The 16,781-nt window shown below is 71.8% G+C and carries 10 protein-coding genes and 1 pseudogene; 5 read left to right on the top strand and 6 right to left on the bottom strand.

Annotated elements, in window-relative coordinates:
- Positions 1–92 precede the first annotated feature (92 nt).
- Positions 93–3,758, bottom strand: a complete 3,666-nt coding sequence (locus ACZ6MZ_RS05840; protein ID WP_469350043.1) for a LamG domain-containing protein — start codon at positions 3,756–3,758, stop codon at positions 93–95.
- Positions 3,758–5,281, bottom strand: coding sequence for a VCBS repeat-containing protein (locus ACZ6MZ_RS05835; protein WP_469350042.1), 1,524 nt, complete (start codon positions 5,279–5,281; stop codon positions 3,758–3,760). Before ACZ6MZ_RS05835 ends, ACZ6MZ_RS05840 begins: the two co-directional genes overlap by 1 nt.
- A gap of 684 nt (positions 5,282–5,965) precedes the next feature.
- On the opposite strand from ACZ6MZ_RS05835, the pseudogene ACZ6MZ_RS05830 reads away from it, so the two are divergent.
- Positions 5,966–6,373: pseudogene (locus tag ACZ6MZ_RS05830) on the top strand (type I pantothenate kinase); the annotation flags it as partial.
- Between the two features lie 144 nt (positions 6,374–6,517).
- The gene (locus ACZ6MZ_RS05825; protein WP_469350390.1) at positions 6,518–6,826 is read left to right on the top strand and encodes a transposase; all 309 of its coding nucleotides are present in this window, start codon (positions 6,518–6,520) and stop codon (positions 6,824–6,826) included.
- On the opposite strand, the gene ACZ6MZ_RS05820 is transcribed toward ACZ6MZ_RS05825, so the two are convergent.
- Both ACZ6MZ_RS05820 and ACZ6MZ_RS05815 read right to left on the bottom strand, forming a co-directional pair.
- On the bottom strand, positions 6,756–8,255 hold the full coding sequence (locus ACZ6MZ_RS05820) for a sensor histidine kinase (RefSeq protein WP_469350388.1): 1,500 nt from the start codon (positions 8,253–8,255) through the stop codon (positions 6,756–6,758). The genes ACZ6MZ_RS05825 and ACZ6MZ_RS05820 overlap by 71 nt on opposite strands.
- A 62-nt stretch (positions 8,256–8,317) precedes the next feature.
- Positions 8,318–8,980 carry a response regulator transcription factor gene (locus ACZ6MZ_RS05815; RefSeq protein WP_384181499.1) on the bottom strand — a complete coding sequence of 221 codons (663 nt, stop codon included), beginning with the start codon at positions 8,978–8,980 and terminating at the stop codon, positions 8,318–8,320.
- A 116-nt stretch (positions 8,981–9,096) separates the two neighbouring features.
- Between ACZ6MZ_RS05815 and ACZ6MZ_RS05810 the strand changes: the two genes are divergently transcribed.
- Positions 9,097–9,774 carry a PepSY domain-containing protein gene (locus ACZ6MZ_RS05810; protein WP_469350039.1) on the top strand — a complete coding sequence of 226 codons (678 nt, stop codon included), beginning with the start codon at positions 9,097–9,099 and terminating at the stop codon, positions 9,772–9,774.
- A gap of 248 nt (positions 9,775–10,022) precedes the next feature.
- Here ACZ6MZ_RS05810 and meaB read toward each other — a convergent pair whose 3' ends face one another.
- Together meaB and ACZ6MZ_RS05800 are read right to left on the bottom strand one after the other, a co-directional pair.
- Positions 10,023–11,000 (bottom strand): methylmalonyl Co-A mutase-associated GTPase MeaB, encoded by a 978-nt coding sequence (gene meaB / locus ACZ6MZ_RS05805; protein WP_469350387.1) that lies wholly within the window; start codon positions 10,998–11,000, stop codon positions 10,023–10,025.
- Between the two features lie 31 nt (positions 11,001–11,031).
- Positions 11,032–12,240 (bottom strand): acetyl-CoA C-acetyltransferase, encoded by a 1,209-nt coding sequence (locus ACZ6MZ_RS05800; RefSeq protein ID WP_384186470.1) that lies wholly within the window; start codon positions 12,238–12,240, stop codon positions 11,032–11,034.
- Between the two features lie 147 nt (positions 12,241–12,387).
- On the opposite strand from ACZ6MZ_RS05800, the gene mce reads away from it, so the two are divergent.
- Positions 12,388–12,816, top strand: coding sequence for a methylmalonyl-CoA epimerase (gene mce / locus ACZ6MZ_RS05795; RefSeq protein ID WP_384186467.1), 429 nt, complete (start codon positions 12,388–12,390; stop codon positions 12,814–12,816).
- Between the two features lie 159 nt (positions 12,817–12,975).
- Positions 12,976–16,692, top strand: coding sequence for a polarized growth protein Scy (scy, locus tag ACZ6MZ_RS05790; protein ID WP_469350037.1), 3,717 nt, complete (start codon positions 12,976–12,978; stop codon positions 16,690–16,692).
- Positions 16,693–16,781 lie beyond the last annotated feature (89 nt).

Raw genomic sequence — 16,781 nt, 5'->3', positions numbered from 1 at the left:
CATCACGTGTCTCCACACGTCGACAAGGAATGGTTCGGAGGACAAGCGGGGGTGCCGGCCCCGGTGAGGGGCCGGCACACCCGTGGTGCGGACTACAGGTCAGGGAGGGCCATCGGGCTGGCCAGCCGCTGGATCGCGGTCATGTCGGCCGCTCCGCTGTAGACACGGACCTCGTCGATCGCGCCGGCGAAGTACTCGCTTCCGCCGCCGAGGGCCGAACGGCCCACCTGGAGGCCGCCGGTGGCGCCCCACAGGGTGTCGTCGGCGCCGTGCGCGACGCTTGCGAGCATGCCGTTGACGTAGAGCCGCAGCTCGTTGGCGAAGGCGTCGTAGACCACGGCCAGGTGCTGTCCGGCCACGTCGGTGTCCGGGAGTTCCTGGTCGTCGTGGAAGACGGTCTGCGCCGCGGTGGCCGAATCGGTTCCGGCGACGGCCAGTTCCCACATCGACGGGGTCTCGGCGTCCGGTCCCGGCCGGTAGCGGACGACGACACGGTTCGCGGACCCGCCGGGCAGCGAGAGCACCGTCTGCGCCTTCTCCGGGTCCAGCGTGGTGAGCTGGGTGCGCGCCGTCACCGTGAAGCTCATTGCACCGGTGACCGGTGCGGTGGCGGTGGACGCGTAGTCCCCGTCACCGTCGAGCAGCAGGTGGCCGGCCCCGACCATGGGGAACGGGTCGGGCGACAGCGGATCGGTGGGCGCAAGCTGGATCCTCGCGTCGCCCACGAGGGTGAGGGGCTGGCCGCCGCCGGTCTCCGCGGAGGCCCGGGCGGACTCCGCGTCGAGCTGCCAGTAGCCCTTGCGGCTCGGCTTGACGGTCATCAGCTCGGCGACCTGTTCCGCGGGCAGTACCCGGTCGAAGGCCCGGACCTCGGCGAGGTCGCCGGTGAAGTTCTCGCGGTACCCGCTCTTGGCCGTGGTGCGGCCGATCTGGAGCGGACCGTACGACTTCCACACCGAGCGGCGCTGGGCGACGCCCTTCATGTCCTTATTGATGTACAGGCTCAGTTCGGACCTGGCCGCGTCGTACACGCCCGTCAGCAGGACCCACTGGTCCTTGACGACCGAGATGCCGGTGGACACGGCCTTCCACTCGCCGAGCGAGTCGACGTCGTTCACCGGCACGGAGAAAGCCCAGGTGCCGGCCGTGTGGTCGTAGCCCAGCGTGAAACCTGGCTCGCCGGTGCCGTCCTGGCTGATGACCGCCATGTCACGGTCGAGAGCGGTCGGACGGACCCAGGCGCTGACGCTGAAGCTCTCCGAGGAGTCGAGCACGCTGTCGTTGACGTCGGCGAATGCCTGGGCGGAGCCGTCGAAGCGGGCCGCCCCGTCCACCTTTCCTCCGGGGCCCTCGACACCGAAGACGACGCCGCTGCCGACGTCCGCGGAGAAGGCGCCCGTCTCGTCGTGGGCCTCGGTGCTGCCCGGCACGTCGGCGAGGTTCCACTGGCCGGCGACGGGTGCGCCCTCCGTCACCAAGAACTCGTAGTGCTCCTTGGTGCCGGGGTTCTCGGCCTTGTCGACGGCGATGACATCCACCCAGTGCCGGCCGGCGCGGGTCGGCATCCAGGTCACCGTGGCGGAGTCGCCGGGCTTGGCGGCGCTGACGGTGGTGACCGGGGAGGCCGTGCCGTCGAACGCGTACCGATACTTCACGACGTCGGTGTCGGGCACCGAGTCGTTCGGGTTGGGCGAGAAGGTGAACGAGCCGCTGGTACCGACGCCATGGTGGTAGACGGAGTCGGACGGGTACTCCTTGGAGAGCACGATCGGCTTGCCGGGGTACGTCTTGTCGTACATGAACTCGCAGCGGACGGTGTCGCCGTCGTAGCTCCACGGTCCGTAGCCGTCCCCGTCGTACGCGCGCGCACTCCAGTAGATGACGGTGTCCTGCGGGATCGTCGACTTCACGGTGTGGGTGAACTGGGTGCCGGATGTCGGTGCGAGCCATGAACTGGTGAGCTGCGTGTAGGACTTCGCCGTGTTGGTGGCCGGGTCCGTCCACTCCACCTTGAACTCGACCTTGACCTTGTCGGTCTGGCCGTTGGCGTGGTCGGGGTCGCTCGCCACGGCCTGGAGCTGGGGCGGGACCTCGGCGTACGGACGGCCGGTGCCCGTCGCGCAGGTTCCGCCCGGGTTCTGGGACAGCGCGGTTATCTTGCGCGGCAGGTTGTTATAGCTGACCGAGAGGTACGCGTTGCCGCAGATCCGCTTCCACTCGGGAAAGCGGCCCTCGTCGGAGGCGCGCAGCCCCAGCGTCATCGACGACCAGCCCTCGTTCGCCGCGGTCTTCACCTCGGAGGTGAGTTCCCCCGTGGCGCCGGACTCGAAGTGCAGATTCGCCTGGCTGGAGCAGCTTGTCGGCGAGATGGCTTTGTCTACGGTGCCGATGTGCTTGGACCAGTCGTCAAAGGTGTTCGACCAGTTGCTGGAGGACGTGATGCTGTGGTTCTTGCCGCCGACGCGGTACAGCCGGATCGGCTCGGCGGTCGGTGAGGCGCTGTAGATGTGGGCGACCCGGGCGGAGAACGTCGCGCCGAGGATCTGCTTCCCCTTGTAGAACGACATCGGCATCGTGAACAGCAGACGCCGTACCCCGACGCCGTTGCAGGAGACCGGGTTGTAGTCCGTCGGGCACTTGCCGACACCGGCGCTGTCGGAGTACTTCCAGTCCTGCTCGCCCGGCATGCCGGACATCACGCCGGTCCAGGCCGTACGGGAGGTGGTGCGCTGGATCGGGTCGATGACCACCGGGAAGACGGTGTCCTTCGACGTCAGCAGCTTCTGGTCGGGCATGAGCGACAGGGTGTCCTCGCCGACCTCCAGCTCCAGGGGAATGGTCCTGCCGCCGCCCCCGGGACCGGTGAGGGCGGCCTCGGGCGTGACATCCGGGGCCGGAGAGGCGTCGGCCGCGGCCCGGGACAGCGCCTTGGAGACGGCCTTGACGCCCTGCGGCCTGGCGGCGGCCTCCTGGACGGCGGCCGAGTCCCACATGACGGGCTTGCCGGCCTCGAAGACCGTGCCGCCGACGGCGGCGTCCTCGGCCTTGAGCGCGCCCGAGGCATCCTCCGTCACCTTCAGCCCGTCGGTCTCCAGCCCCAGGTCGAGCTTGGCGAGCCGCGGATCGGCGGCTGCCTCGGGGGTATTGACGATGAGGAGGTGGCCGAATCCGTCGGCCTCGGCCCGTACCGCCAGGTCGACTCCGGGGAGCGCGTCGCGGTAGGTGGCGGTCCCGCCGTCGAGGACCGGCTCCGACAGCGTGCCGTACGGCCAGGTCAGCGCGAGCCTGCGCCCCGCCTGCCGCATGGTGACGAAGGGCTTGCCCGCCTCGCCGTCGGAGAAGGACACGGAGACGGCGGCCGCCTTCGGCGCCACGGTGCCGTCGCTCCGCCGGACCAGGGTCCTGTCGATGTCGACCCAGCGGCCGCCCTGGAAGGTGCGGATCGGGTCGGTGTACTCGCGGGCCGTGAAGGTGCCGTCGGGCTCGGCGTAGATCTCTCGGCGGGCGGTGCGCAGCCCGAGGACCTCGACCTGCTCGCCGCTCTTCCTGGCCGCGGTGAGCGCCTCCTGTTCCGTGCGTACCGGCTCGCCGGAGGCGACCGTCGAACGTGCGGGCTGTCCGGCGTCGTCGGAGTGGTCGGGCAGTGCGGTGAAGCCGCCGGCCAGCACGGCCGTCGCCACCATCGCGGTGATTGCGCCGCGCGGCACGGGGCCGCGCCGCAGGCGTCTGAGCACGCGTCCGTTCTCTCTCTCGTTCATCAGCGCACCACCGCTCCAAAGGCGATGTCGCCCGCGGGGATGCCGCCCTCGCCGGGCCTGAGCGTCGTGGTGGGGGCGCCGCCCGACGCCACGTTCCAGGGGAACGCGTGGACGGCGTGGCCCTCGGCGGGGCCGTAGGGGGCGCCCACGTACAGCGAGACAGGGGTCGCCGCGAGGCTCATTCCGGTGAGTTGGCGGGGCGCGGGGGTGCCCGGGATGCCGGAGCCCGGCTCGATCCAGGCGTCGGACGCGCCGGCGGCTCCGACGAGCGGGAAGAGGTGCACCCCGCCCTTCTCCGGGTGTTCCTCCGAGGTCTCCTCGCCGGGCACACCGACGGCAAGCCGGGTCGTGGTGGCCGAGGCCACCGTGTTCGGTGAGGTGTTGACCGCCGCAAGACGCTGGCCGAAGAAGTCACCGGCCTCGGCCTGCTCGTCAACGCCTTCGGTGTTCTGGTCGATCCACGCGGTCTCGGTGACGGTTCCCGACGCCGGGACACGGAAGACCTGGACGGCCCCCGCGTCGACGGTGGTCGAGAGGTCCTCGCCGGGAACGCCGACCGCGAGGAGCGACTCCGTGGTCGTCGTGGCGCCCGCGGGGCGGTACGGCACCATGGCCAGCGATGTGCCGAAGCCGTCGCCGACCTCCTCGCCGCCGGTAACGGCCTCCTGGTCCTGGCCGAGGCCGGCCTGCGGCTTCGGGCTGCCGGAGACGAGCGTGTGGCTGAAGACGCCCACACCGCCCGCGAACGTCCGGTCGCCGAGCGCCTCACCGGGTGAACCGACGGCGAAGTGCGTGGGGGTGGCCGCGAGTGACGCGCCGTACCGGTCGTCGGTCTCGACCACTCCGGGTACGTCACCGCCCGTCGTGGTGTCCTGGTGGACGCCGGTGACGGTCTGCGCGGTGCCGTGGACGTAGTGGAAACTGCCCGCGTCCTCGACCGTGCCGATGGACTCGCCCGGGGTTCCGATGAGCAGGTAGGGCACGCCCGCCGAGGTCTTGCCCCCGGCCAGTGCGTACCCGGCCCAGTCCCCGGCCTCGGCCGAGCCGCCGAGGGTTCCGGTCGCGCCCTGGACATGCTCCGTGGGCACCGGCCCGGTGTTGATGCCTCCCGGGGCGCCGTAGACGATGTCGACCAGGCCGGCGTCGGCGGCGGTCTCGACATCCTCGTACGGCACTCCGACGGCAAGGTCGGCGCACCCGTCGTTGTTGGCGTCGTAGATGGCCAGGGCGAAGCCGAACTGGTCGTCGTCCTCGGCGGCGCCGGGCACCCCGGGCGACTCCTGCGAGACTTCCGCCGTGCCCTTGCCGTCGCCGTAGACGATACGGACCAGACCAGCCCGCTTCTTGTCGCCGACACTCGCCTCGGGGTCGGCGATCGCCGTATCCCGGACGCCGTCCCCGTTGAAGTCGGAGTCCGTGCCCGCGCACGCGGCAGCCGCCGCCGCGAACGCGGTCGAGGGTGCTCCGGGCGCCACGCAGAACGCGAAGGCGGTCAGCACGACGGCACTCGCGCCCCACGCCATTCGTCTTCGCGGCGCACCTGGCGGTACACGCGTAGATGTCCTCACTGAGATGTTCCCTCCACTTTTATTTCTTGTTCTTGTGTCGTCCGGCGCTGTCGGCGCGCGCACGTCCCGCACGCGGTGGCCGGCCAGGCTTGCGCGCGCCGGATTTCCGGCTTCGGTACGGATCGGGCGGGGGTACGGCGGGACGACGCGGGCAAGCTCGTGCTGGGCGGCCGTCAGCACCGTCGGCGCCGCACCTCGGCGCCACGCGGTCGGCCATTCGTCGCCGCTGGCGTCACATGCCCGGACGGGGCGTCATCGACGGGAGCCGGGACACTGTCCCGTCCGCACCGCGCCCATGGCCGCACCCGCCGCGTCGTTCACACCGTTCGCGCCCACAGCGCTCCCGGGACCGGCCACAGCCGAGCCCCGTACACCGTCACGCTCCCGCCGGACGCGCCACCCGCGCCATGCGCGCTGTCCGCGCCGTCGGCGGGCGGCGGTCTGTCCCCGCCCGGGGCCGTCGGCACCCCTCCGCCTACTTCGATAACGTGGGCCGATCGGTCCGGCTCCGCACCTGAACATCTCTGTCTCCCACGACCTCCGCCGCCCCTCCCCAGGGAATTGCAAGATCGTCAGTCAATGCGTTCACCCGGACGCCATCAAGCTAGACAAGACCGACATGTCATAACTCGTTGGATGATGCGAAGGGCGCAGGTTGTTCCTGTGCCGACTCATCGATGCAAGTCGCCACGCGACCCAGCGCACCCCCTGCGCCCTCCGCCGGGGGAGCATGGGCCGACTCTGTATGTGGACCTCACCCGGGACGAGTGGAGTGCGCTGCGCGAGAAGACCACGCTGCCGCTGTCCGCCGAGGAGGTGGAGCGGCTGCGGGGGCTCGGGGACGTGATCGACCTCAACGAGGTATGGGACGTCTGCCTGCCGCGGTCGCGGCTACTGAACCTCTACGTACAGGCCACCGCCGAGCTGCGCGGGGCGCTGAACACCTTCCTCGGGGACGCGAGGAACGGGCACGGCGCGCAGCGCGGTATGCCGTTCGTCATAGGGGTCGCCGGGAGCGTCGCCGTCGGAAAGTCGACCGTGGCCCGGGACTCCACGATCGTGCGGGCTCATCAGCATGCGGCCGGGGCCCGCAAAGAGGGGCACCGGCTGAACCGGACGGCCACGCGATCGGCTGGTCCCGCGGCGGACTGACGACGAAGATCCACCCCGCCGCCGTACCACTGCCCGCCGCTGGTCTTCATACTCACCGCCGGGCAGGCCGGAGACGCGCCCGCCTTCACGGATGTCATGGCCCGCCTGCGCGTTCCCCGACCGCGAGGACAGCACCGCACCAGGCCGGACGTGGTCCTGGCCGACAAGGCGTACACCTCCCGCGCGATCCGCGAGCACCTGCGCGAGCGCGGGAGCCGTGCGGTCATCCCCGTCCCGGCCGACCAGCGTGGTCCGCCGGTGATCCAAACGAAACGGTCTAGCCCGCGTCGTCGGGCGCCGGGGGTAGTCGTAGTTCGAACAGGGCGCCGCCGGCTGGGGCGCGGGTGACCGTGAGCGTGCCGCCGTGGCGCTCGGCCACGTCGCGGGCGATGGCCAGCCCCAGCCCCGCGCCGCCGTCGTCACGGCTGCGGGCGTCGTCGAGCCGTACGAACCGCTCGAAGATCCGCTCACGCTCCGCGTCCGGCACCCCCGAGCCGTCGTCGGCGACCGCGAGCACCAGCCGGCCGCCCTCCCGGCGTACGGACGCGGCGACCGATGTCTTGGCGTGCCGTTGGGCGTTGTCGAGCAGATTGCCCAGCACCCGGGCCAACTGGCCGCGTGAACCGGTCACTTCGAGACCCTGAGCCACTTCCAGCGAGACCGGGACACGGTCGGCGGTCCGCTGGGAGACCTCCTCGCGGGCCAGCGCGCCCAGATCGACCCGCGCCCGCCCCGCCCGCTGCCCCGCGTCCAGCCGGGCCAGTAGCAGCAGATCGGCGGCAAGCTGCTGGAGCCGTACGGTGTCCTGGACCGCGCCGGGGACATCCAGCAACTCGGGGTGCGCGTCGCCCACTTCGAGCTGGGTACGCAGCGAGGCGATCGGGCTCCGGAGCTCGTGCGAGGCGTCCGCGACAAAGCGGCGCTGCCGTTCGACGGCGGCCTCCAGGGCGGTGAGCGTCTCATTGGTCGTACGGGCCAGCCGGGCCACCTCGTCGTACGTGGCGGGCTCAGGCACCCGCCTGGAGAGGTCCTCGGAGGCGGTGATGGCCGCCATTTCCCGCCGGATGCCCTCCACGGGCCGCAGCGCCCGCCGGGTCACCAGCCAGGTCACTCCCCCGACGACCAGCAGCAGGACGGGCAGGCCCACCAGCATCGCCACGGCGGCCGTGCCGACCGCGCTCTGCCGGGCCGCCAGCGACGCGCCCGCGTGGACGAGAACCGTCTCGCCCGAGCCGTCGGTCACCTCGATCGTGGCGAAGCGGTACTCGCCGGCCGTACCGTCCACCGTCGCGCTTCCCGAGCTGTACGAGATGTCGCCGATCTCGCCGATCGCGGGATCGTCGTCGTCATCGCCGCCCCGGCCGCGGCCGCCGTGGTCGTCGCCGCTGTCGTCACCGCTGTCGTCGTCGCTGTCCTCACCACCGGCCAGGCCGGTCCCCTGCGGGGAGGCGCTCTTCGCGGGTGTCACCGCGGACAGTCCGGTTCCGCTGATCCGCTCCAGGTCCTCACTGACCGTGAGCAGACTGCCGCTCTCGTCGGCCACCTGTACGGGGTGGTCCGGGTCGTCGGGCAGTTCGAGACCGGCGTAGGAGGTCCGGCCCGGGACCTGGGAGGCGATGTCCAGGGCGACCTTGCGCGCCAGGGAATCGGCCTCCCGGTCCGCCTGGCCGGTGAGGTTCGAGTGGAGCGAGATGAGCACGGCGATCCCGGCGGCCACCAGCGCCACCGCCACGACGGCCGTCGCACCGAGCGACGCCTTGGCCCGTACGGACGCCAGCCGGCGTCTCAGGGCGCCTACGGGCCGCTCGGGGGCCACGGGGCTCACGGGGGTTATGGGGTTCATGACGCGACCAGCCGGTATCCGGCGCCGCGCACCGTCTGGATGGACGCGGCGCCGATCTTGCGCCGCAGCGCGCTGATGTAGACCTCGATGATGTTGGGGTCACCGTCGTAGGCGAAGTCCCAGACGTGCTCCAGGATCTCCGGCTTGCCGACCACCTCGCCGGAACGCACCGCCAGCTGCTCCAGGACGGCGAACTCCTTGGCGGTGAGCGCCACTTCGGTCTCGTCCCGGAAGACGCGACGGGCCGCCGTGTCGACGCTGAGTCCGCCGATACGCAGCACGGGCGAGGCGCCGGCCGATCCCCGGCGGCGCAGCAGCGCCTTGACCCGGGCGACGAGCACGACGTACGAGAACGGCTTGGTCAGATAGTCGTCCGCGCCGGTGTCGAGCCCTTCCGCCTCGTCGTACTCGCCGTCCTTGGCGGTGAGCATCAGGATCGGCACGTCGTTGCCGGCGGCGCGCAGGGCGGAGCAGACGCGGTAGCCGTTCATGCCGGGCAGCATGATGTCGAGCACGACCAGGTCGTACACGCCCTCACCCGCGCGGTGCAGCCCTTCCAGGCCGTCGTGGACGACATCCACGGCGAAGCCCTCGGCCGTCAGCCCCTTGGCCAGCGACACGGCGAGCCGCTTTTCGTCCTCCACGATCAACAAGCGCATGGCCCCAGCTTCCCAAACGGAACCTGAAGATCTCTTCAGGTGGCTTCAGGCTGCCTTCAGCTTCCCTCAGCGACATTGAAGTCGTTCGATACGGACCGACTCGGGGAGGACCCCTCATGAAGCGCAATCTCGTCATCGCAGCCATCACCGCGGCGGCACTGATCGGCGGCGGGACGTACACGGCGGTCGCCATGGGCGACGACGACCGGAGCGGTACGGGAACGGCGACGGCGCCCCTGCCGGTGTCGCGGGTGACGGCCTCGGACGACGCGACGGCCGGCACCGGGACCGACGACACGGCCGACGGCGTGGTGGCGACCCGTACCGGCCTCACCGCGAGCGACGCGGCCGCCGCGGCCCTCAAGAAGTACCCCGGCGCCGTGGCCTCGGTCGAGCGGGACGACGACGGCAGCGACCGCACCAGCCGCTGGGAGGTCGAACTCCTCGGCACCGACAACCGGTGGCACGAGCTGAAGGTCGACGCGGTCACCGGCGCCGTGCGCACCGACGGCCGCCACGACGATGACGACGACCGCGACGACCGGGCCGCGCTGCGCGGCGCGAAGGTCGACGCCCGGCAGGCGGCGGCCGCCGCGCTCGCCTCCGTACCGGGAACGGTGACCTCGGTCGACCTCGACGACGACCACAAGAGCCGCTGGGAGGTGGACGTGCGCGGCAAGGACGGCCGTACGCACGAGCTGAACGTCCACGCGCAGACGGCCAAGACCACGGCGGACCGCGACGACGACGGCCGCGGCCACGACCGCGACGACGACCACGGCCAGGACGACTGACCGCCGGCCCCGCCCGCCCGGCGGTCCCGGGACCAAATGCCCCGGGACCGCCGGCGAGTGAGCCGAAGGGGCGCGCCGGTGTCGAAAGGGAGAGCGCGCGGAGGTTCGCGAGGTACGAGCGAATCGAGCACGGTCGACCGTCGACACCGGCATAAAGCGCCCCGGAGGCGAACCGAGCCCCAAAAAAGAGGTGCGCGCGCGGCGGTGCGAGAACGTGCTCCTCCGCGCGAGATCGCTTGAACCTCACCTCACCCCCGGGCGGCCCTGGGCGCACCCTCCGTGATGCCCGCGATCAGTTCGTCCGCCGCCGTGTACGGGTCCAGTTCGCCCGCGACGATGCGTTCCGCCAGCGCGTCCAGGCGGCGGTCGCCGTGCAGGTCGTCGATGCGTTCGCGGAGCGCGGTGACCGCGATGGTCTCCACCTCGCGGGCCGCGCGGCGGGCTCGGCGCAAAGCCAGGACGCCGTGTTCCTCCATCCAGGCCCGGTGCTTCTCCAGGGCCTCCACGACCTCGTCGATGCCCTCGCCCCGCGCGGCGACGGTCTTGACGATGGGCGGGCGCCAGTCGCCGGCGCCCCGGGACTCGCCGAGGCCGAGCATGTGGTTCAGCTCACGGGCCGTCGCGTCCGCGCCGTCCCGGTCCGCCTTGTTGACCACGTACACGTCGCCGATCTCCAGGATTCCGGCCTTGGCCGCCTGGATGCCGTCGCCCATGCCGGGGGCCAGCAGCACCACCGAGGTGTCGGCCTGGGAGGCGATCTCCACCTCCGACTGGCCGACCCCCACGGTCTCGACCACGATCACGTCGCAGCCCGCTGCGTCCAGGACCCGGATCGCCTGCGGGGCCGCCCACGCGAGCCCGCCGAGATGGCCGCGGGTCGCCATGGAGCGGATGTAGACGCCGGGGTCGGAGGCGTGCTCGGACATCCGGACGCGGTCGCCGAGCAGCGCTCCTCCGGAGAAGGGCGACGAGGGGTCGACGGCCAGCACCGCGACCCGCTTGCCCGCCCGCCGGTACGCGGAGACCAGCGCGGAGGTCGATGTCGACTTGCCGACACCGGGCGAGCCGGTGAGCCCGATGACGTACGCGTTGCCCGCGAGCGGCGCCAGCGCCGCCATCACCTCGCGCAGTTGCGGGGACGCCCCCTCGACCAGTGAGATCAGCCGGGCCACGGCGCGCGGCCGGCCCTCCCGTGCCTGAGCCACCAGCTCGGGGACGTCCTGCATCACAGCTCCGTTCCTTCGAAACGTACGACGACTACTTGGCCACGCCGGCCACGCGCACGATCAGCGCGTCACCCTGGCCACCGCCACCGCAGAGCGCCGCCGCGCCGACCCCGCCGCCGCGCCGCTTCAGTTCCAGCGCGAGGTGCAGCACCAGCCGGGCGCCGGACATACCGATCGGGTGACCGAGGGCGATGGCGCCGCCGTTCACATTCACCTTTTCCGGGGACACCCCGAGGTCCTTCATCGACTGCACCGCCACCGCGGCGAAGGCCTCGTTGATCTCGATGAGGTCGAGGTCCCCGACGGCCAGGCCCTCCTTCTTCAGGGCGTGCTGGATCGCGTTCGACGGCTGGGACTGGAGGGAGTTGTCCGGGCCCGCCACATTGCCGTGCGCGCCGATCTCCGCGATCCAGTCGAGGCCCAGCTCCAGCGCCTTGGCCTTGCTCATCACCACGACCGCCGCCGCACCGTCGGAGATCTGCGAGGCGGTGCCCGCCGTGATCGTGCCGTCCTTGGCGAACGCGGGACGCAGCTTGCCCAGGGACTCCACGGTCGTCTCGGGGCGGATGCCCTCGTCCTGCGAGAAGACCACCGGGTCGCCCTTGCGCTGCGGGATCTCGACCGGGGCGATCTCCGCCTCGAAGATCCCGTTCTTCTGGGCGGCCGCGGCCCGCTGGTGGGAGAGCGCGCCGAACTCGTCCTGCTCGGGACGGGCGATGTTCAGCCGGGTGTTGTGCTTCTCCGTCGAGGCGCCCATGGCGATGTCCTCGAAGGAGTCGGTCAGCCCGTCGTAGGCCATCGCGTCGAGCATCTCGACCGCGCCGTACTTGTAGCCCTCACGGGACTTGGGGAGCAGGTGCGGGGCGTTGGTCATGGACTCCTGGCCGCCCGCGACCACCACGTCGAACTCGCCCGCGCGGATCAGCTGGTCGGCGAGCGCGATGGCGTCGAGGCCGGAGAGACAGACCTTGTTGATGGTGAGCGCGGGGACATTCATCGGAATGCCGCCCTTGACCGCGGCCTGGCGGGCCGGGATCTGCCCGGTCCCGGCCTGCAGTACCTGGCCCATGATCACGTACTGCACCTGGTCGCCGCTGATACCGGCGCGGTCCAGCGCGGCCTTGATGGCGAAGCCGCCCAGCTCCGCACCGGAGAAGGACTTCAGCGAGCCCAGAAGCCGCCCCATGGGGGTACGGGCGCCCGCGACGATCACGGAAGTGGTGGTGTTCGTATCCGACATGAGACGCGATCCCCTTTTTGCGTACAGCGTGAGGAGTGAACGAGGGTTTACTTTCAATGTACTGAGCGGTACGGCTCCGGGTCACCGGGCGGCGCGTGTGATCGCGCGCACGTTGCGTAACCACCGTGATGGCGCTGCACTGGGTCCATGCTGACGCGAATCGATCACATCGGAATCGCCTGTTTCGATCTCGACGCCACCGTCGAGTTCTACCGGGCCACCTACGGCTTCGAGGTGTTCCACACCGAGGTCAACGAGGAGCAGGGCGTCCGCGAGGCCATGCTCAAGATCAACGAGACATCCGACGGCGGAGCTTCGTATCTCCAGCTCCTGGAACCCACCCGCGAGGATTCCGCCGTGGGCAAGTGGCTGGCCAAGAACGGCGAGGGTGTCCACCACATCGCGTTCGGGACCGCGGACGTCGACGGCGACGCCCAGGCCGTCCGTGACAAGGGCGTTCGTGTGCTGTACGACGAGCCGCGCATCGGCTCCATGGGCTCCCGGATCACCTTCCTCCACCCCAAGGACTGCCACGGCGTACTGACAGAACTGGTCACCTCAGCCCGAGAGCACTGACCTTAAGGATTCCCGGCCCGGTACAGTGGACCGCTCCGGGCCGGGGCCGGGTCGGGGCCGCGCCCCTGCCGTATATCTGTCACCATTCCCCGGGGGGCCGTTCGCCGCGAACGGTGCTCGATTGGGCAGTTGCGACCAGGGGACGGATGGGACCGCGCAGTGCGGGGCTACGAACGCCAGGAGAGCCACCGAGCTGACGACGACCACCTCTCGCGGTTCGAAGCCGAGATGGACCGGCTGAAGACCGCGCGAGAGAAGGCCGTCCAGCACGCCGAGGACCTCGGTTACCAGGTCGAGGTCTTGCGCGCCAAGCTCCATGAGGCGCGCCGCAGTCTGGCGACCCGTCCCTCCTACGACAACGCCGATCTCGGCTATCAGGCCGAGCAGCACCTCCGTAACGCGCAGATGCAGGCCGAGCAGATGCGCTCGGACGCCGAGCGCGAGCTGCGCGACGCCCGCGCCCAGACCCAGCGCATCCTTCAGGAGCACGCCGAGCACCAGGCCAGGCTGCAGGCCGAACTGCACGCCGAGGCCGTGCAGCGCCGGCAGCGGCTCGACCAGGAGCTGGCCGAGCGCCGCCAGACCGTCGAATCGCATGTCAACGAGAACGTCGCCTGGGCCGAGCAGCTGCGCGCCAGGACGGAGTCCCAGGCGCGCCGGCTGCTGGACGAGTCACGCGCCGAGGCCGAGCAGTCCCTCGCCGCCGCCCGCGCGGAGGCCACCCGGGTCACCGAGGAGGCGCGCAGGCGGCTCGGCTCGGAGGCCGAGGCGGCCCGTTCCGAGGCCGAGGCGATCCTGCTGCGGGCCCGCAGGGACGCGGAGCGCCTGCTGAACGCCGCCTCAGGGCAGGCGCAGGAGGCCAACCGTCACGCCGAGCAGCTGCGTACGTCCACGACTGCGGAGACCGACCAGGCACGCCAGCAGGCCGCGGAGCTGAGCCGGGCCGCCGAGCAGCGGGCCCAGGAGGCGGAGCAGCGGCTGCGCGCGGCGCGCGCCGAGGCCGAGAAGGTCGTCACGGAGGCCAAGGAGGCCGCGGCCAAGCGGCTGGCCGGCGCCGAGTCGCAGAACGAGCAGCGCACCCGCACCGCCAAGTCGGAGATCGCCCGGCTGGTCGGCGAGGCCACGAAGGAGGCCGAGGCCACCAAGAGCGAGGCGGAGCAGGCGCTCGCCGACGCCCGCGCCGAGGCCGAGAAGCTGGTCGCGGAGGCCGCCGAGAAGGCCCGTACGGTCGCTGCCGAGGACACCGCGGCCCAGCTGGCCAAGGCGGCCCGTACCGCCGAGGAAGTGCTGACCAAGGCGTCCGACGACGCCAAGGCAACCACCCGGTCCGCGAGCGAGGAGGCCGAGCGGATCCGCCGCGAGGCCGAGGCCGAGGCGGACCGGCTGCGCGGCGAGGCCGAGGAGCAGGCCGACCAGCTCAAGGGCGCGGCCAAGGACGACACCAAGGAATATCGCGCCAAGACGGTCGAGCTGCAGGAAGAGGCGCGCAGGCTGCGCGGCGAGGCCGAGCAGCTGCGGTCCGAGGCCGTCGCCGAGGGCGAGCGGATCCGCGGCGAGGCCCGCAGGGAGGCCGTCCAGCAGATCGAGGAGGCGGCCAGGTCCGCCGAGGAACTGCTGACGAAGGCCAAGGCGGACGCCGACGAGCTGCGCTCGGGTGCGACCACCGAGAGCGAGCGGGTACGCACCGAGGCCATCGAGCGCGCCACCACGCTGCGCCGGCAGGCCGAGGAGACCCTGGAGCGGGCCCGCGGCGAGGCCGAGCGGCTGCGCGCCGAGGGCGAGGAGCAGGGCGAGGCCACCAAGGCCGCCGCCGAGCAGGCCGCGACCGAGCTGCGCGAGGAGACCGAGCGCGGCGTCGAGTCCCGCAAGGCCGAGGCCGCGGGCGAACTGACCCGGCTGCACACGGAGGCGGAGCAGCGGCTCTCCTCCGCCGAGGAGGCGCTCACCGACGCCCGCGCCGAGGCCGAGCGGATCCGGCGGGAGGCCGCCGAGGAGGCCGAGCGGCTGCGTACCGAAGCGGCCGAGCGCATCCGTACGCTCCAGGCGCAGGCCGAGCAGGAGGCCGAGCGGCTCCGTACCGAGGCCGCGGCCGACGCGGCGGAGTCCCGCGCCGAGGCGGAGACCGCCGCGGTACGGCTGCGTACCGAAGCCGCCACGGAGGCCGAGCGGCTCAAGACCGAGGCGCAGGAGAGCGCCGACCGGGTCAGGGCCGAGGCCGCGGCCGCCGCCGAGCGGGTCGGCACGGAGGCCGCCGAGGCGCTGGCCGCCGCGCAGGAGGAGGCCATCCGGCGCCGCCGTGAGGCCGAGGAGACCCTGGCGGCCGCCCGTACCGAAGCGGACCAGGAGCGCGAGCGGGCCCGCGAACAGAGCGAGGAGCTGCTCGCCTCGGCCCGCAAGCGGGTCGAGGAGGCGCAGACCGAGGCGCACCGGCTGGTCGAGGAGGCCGACCGCCGTGCCACGGAGATGGTGTCGGCCGCCGAGCAGACCGCCCAGCAGGTACGGGACTCCGTCTCCGGGCTCCAGGACCAGGCCGAGCAGGAGATCGCCGGGCTGCGCTCCGCCGCCGAGCACGCCGCGGACCGGACCAGGACCGAGGCGCAGGAGGAGGCGGACCGGGTCCGCGCCGACGCGTACGCCGAGCGGGAGCGCGCCACCGAGGACGCCAACCGCGTCCGCGCCAGGGCCCAGGAGGAGTCGGCGGCCGCCCAGGTGCTCGCCGAGCGCACCGTCGGTGAGGCGATCACCGAGGCGGAGCGGATGCGCTCCGACACCGCGGAGTACGCGCAGCGGGTACGTACCGAGGCGTCGGACTCGCTCGCCACGGCCGAGCAGGACGCCTCCCGGGCCCGCGCAGAGGCCCGCGAGGACGCCAACCGTATCCGTGGCGACGCCGCGGCCCAGGCCGACCGGCTCATCGGCGAGGCCACCAGCGAGTCCGAGCGGATGCGCGCCGACGCCGCCGAGATGGTGGGCTCCGCGCGGCAGGCCGCCGAGCGGATGCGCGCCGAGGCCGAGAAGCTCAAGACGGACACCGAGGTCACCGCGGAACGGCTCAGGAACGAAGCCCAGGAGGAGACGGACTGGCTCCTGGACGAGGCGCGCAAGGACGCGGCCAAGCGCCGCGCCGACGCCGCGGAACAGGCCGACCAGCTGATCAACAAGGCACAGGAGGAGGCGCTGCGCGCCGCCACCGAGGCCGAGACGCAGGCCGACGCGATGGTCGGCGCGGCACGCAACGAGGCGGGCCGCATCACCGCGGACGCGACGGTCGAGGGCAACTCCCTGGTGGAGAAGGCCCGTACGGACGCGGACGAGCTGCTCGTCGGCGCCCGCCGTGACGCGACGGCCGTACGGGACCGGGCCGAGGAGCTGCGCGTCCGCATCGAGGGCGAGATCGAGCAGCTCCACGAGCGGGCCCGCCGGGAGACGTCCGAGCAGCTGAAGACCGCCGGCGAGCGCGTCGACAATCTGATCAAGGCCGCCAACGAACAGCGGACAGAGGCGGAGGCGAAGGCGAAGGCGCTGATCGCCGACGCCAACTCGGAGGCGAGCAAGGTCCGGATCGCCGCGGTCAAGAAGGCCGAGGGACTGCTCAAGGAAGCCGAGCAGAAGAAGGCCGGACTGATCAGAGAGGCCGAAGAGCTGCGCGCCGACGCCTCGCGGGAGGCGAAGCAGATGGTCGAGGACGGCAAGCGCGAACTCGATGTCCTGGTCCGCAGACGTGAGGACATTCAGGCCGAGATCTCCCGTGTCCAGGACGTGCTGGAGGCACTGGAGTCGTTCGAGGCACCGGCAGTACCGACGAAGGACAACCCCGTCAAGGCGGGTGCCACGGCGGGGACCGGCCGTTCGAGTGGCAAGACTTCCGAGAGCTAGCCACCCAAAAGACTGGACATTCTCCAGATCAAACCGCCATCCGCTCGATGACACGCCGCTTAGGCCCCTAGGATTCCCCCTATCACCTC

It is taken from the genome of Streptomyces sp. NPDC042201 (genome assembly GCF_055582185.1).
The sequence above is the reverse complement of the archived record's forward strand: the minus strand, read 5'-3'. Positions and strand labels throughout refer to the sequence as shown.

What these genes read in the sequence shown, in the direction of transcription:
- ACZ6MZ_RS05840 (WP_469350043.1), bottom strand. Translation starts at nt 3,758, where the DNA reads ATGAACGAGAGAGAGAACGGACGCGTGCTCAGACGCCTGCGGCGCGGC.
- ACZ6MZ_RS05835 (WP_469350042.1), bottom strand. Translation starts at nt 5,281, where the DNA reads ATGGCGTGGGGCGCGAGTGCCGTCGTGCTGACCGCCTTCGCGTTCTGC.
- ACZ6MZ_RS05815 (WP_384181499.1), bottom strand. Translation starts at nt 8,980, where the DNA reads ATGCGCTTGTTGATCGTGGAGGACGAAAAGCGGCTCGCCGTGTCGCTG.
- ACZ6MZ_RS05810 (WP_469350039.1), top strand. Translation starts at nt 9,097, where the DNA reads ATGAAGCGCAATCTCGTCATCGCAGCCATCACCGCGGCGGCACTGATC.
- meaB (WP_469350387.1), bottom strand. Translation starts at nt 11,000, where the DNA reads ATGCAGGACGTCCCCGAGCTGGTGGCTCAGGCACGGGAGGGCCGGCCG.
- ACZ6MZ_RS05800 (WP_384186470.1), bottom strand. Translation starts at nt 12,240, where the DNA reads ATGTCGGATACGAACACCACCACTTCCGTGATCGTCGCGGGCGCCCGT.
- mce (WP_384186467.1), top strand. Translation starts at nt 12,388, where the DNA reads ATGCTGACGCGAATCGATCACATCGGAATCGCCTGTTTCGATCTCGAC.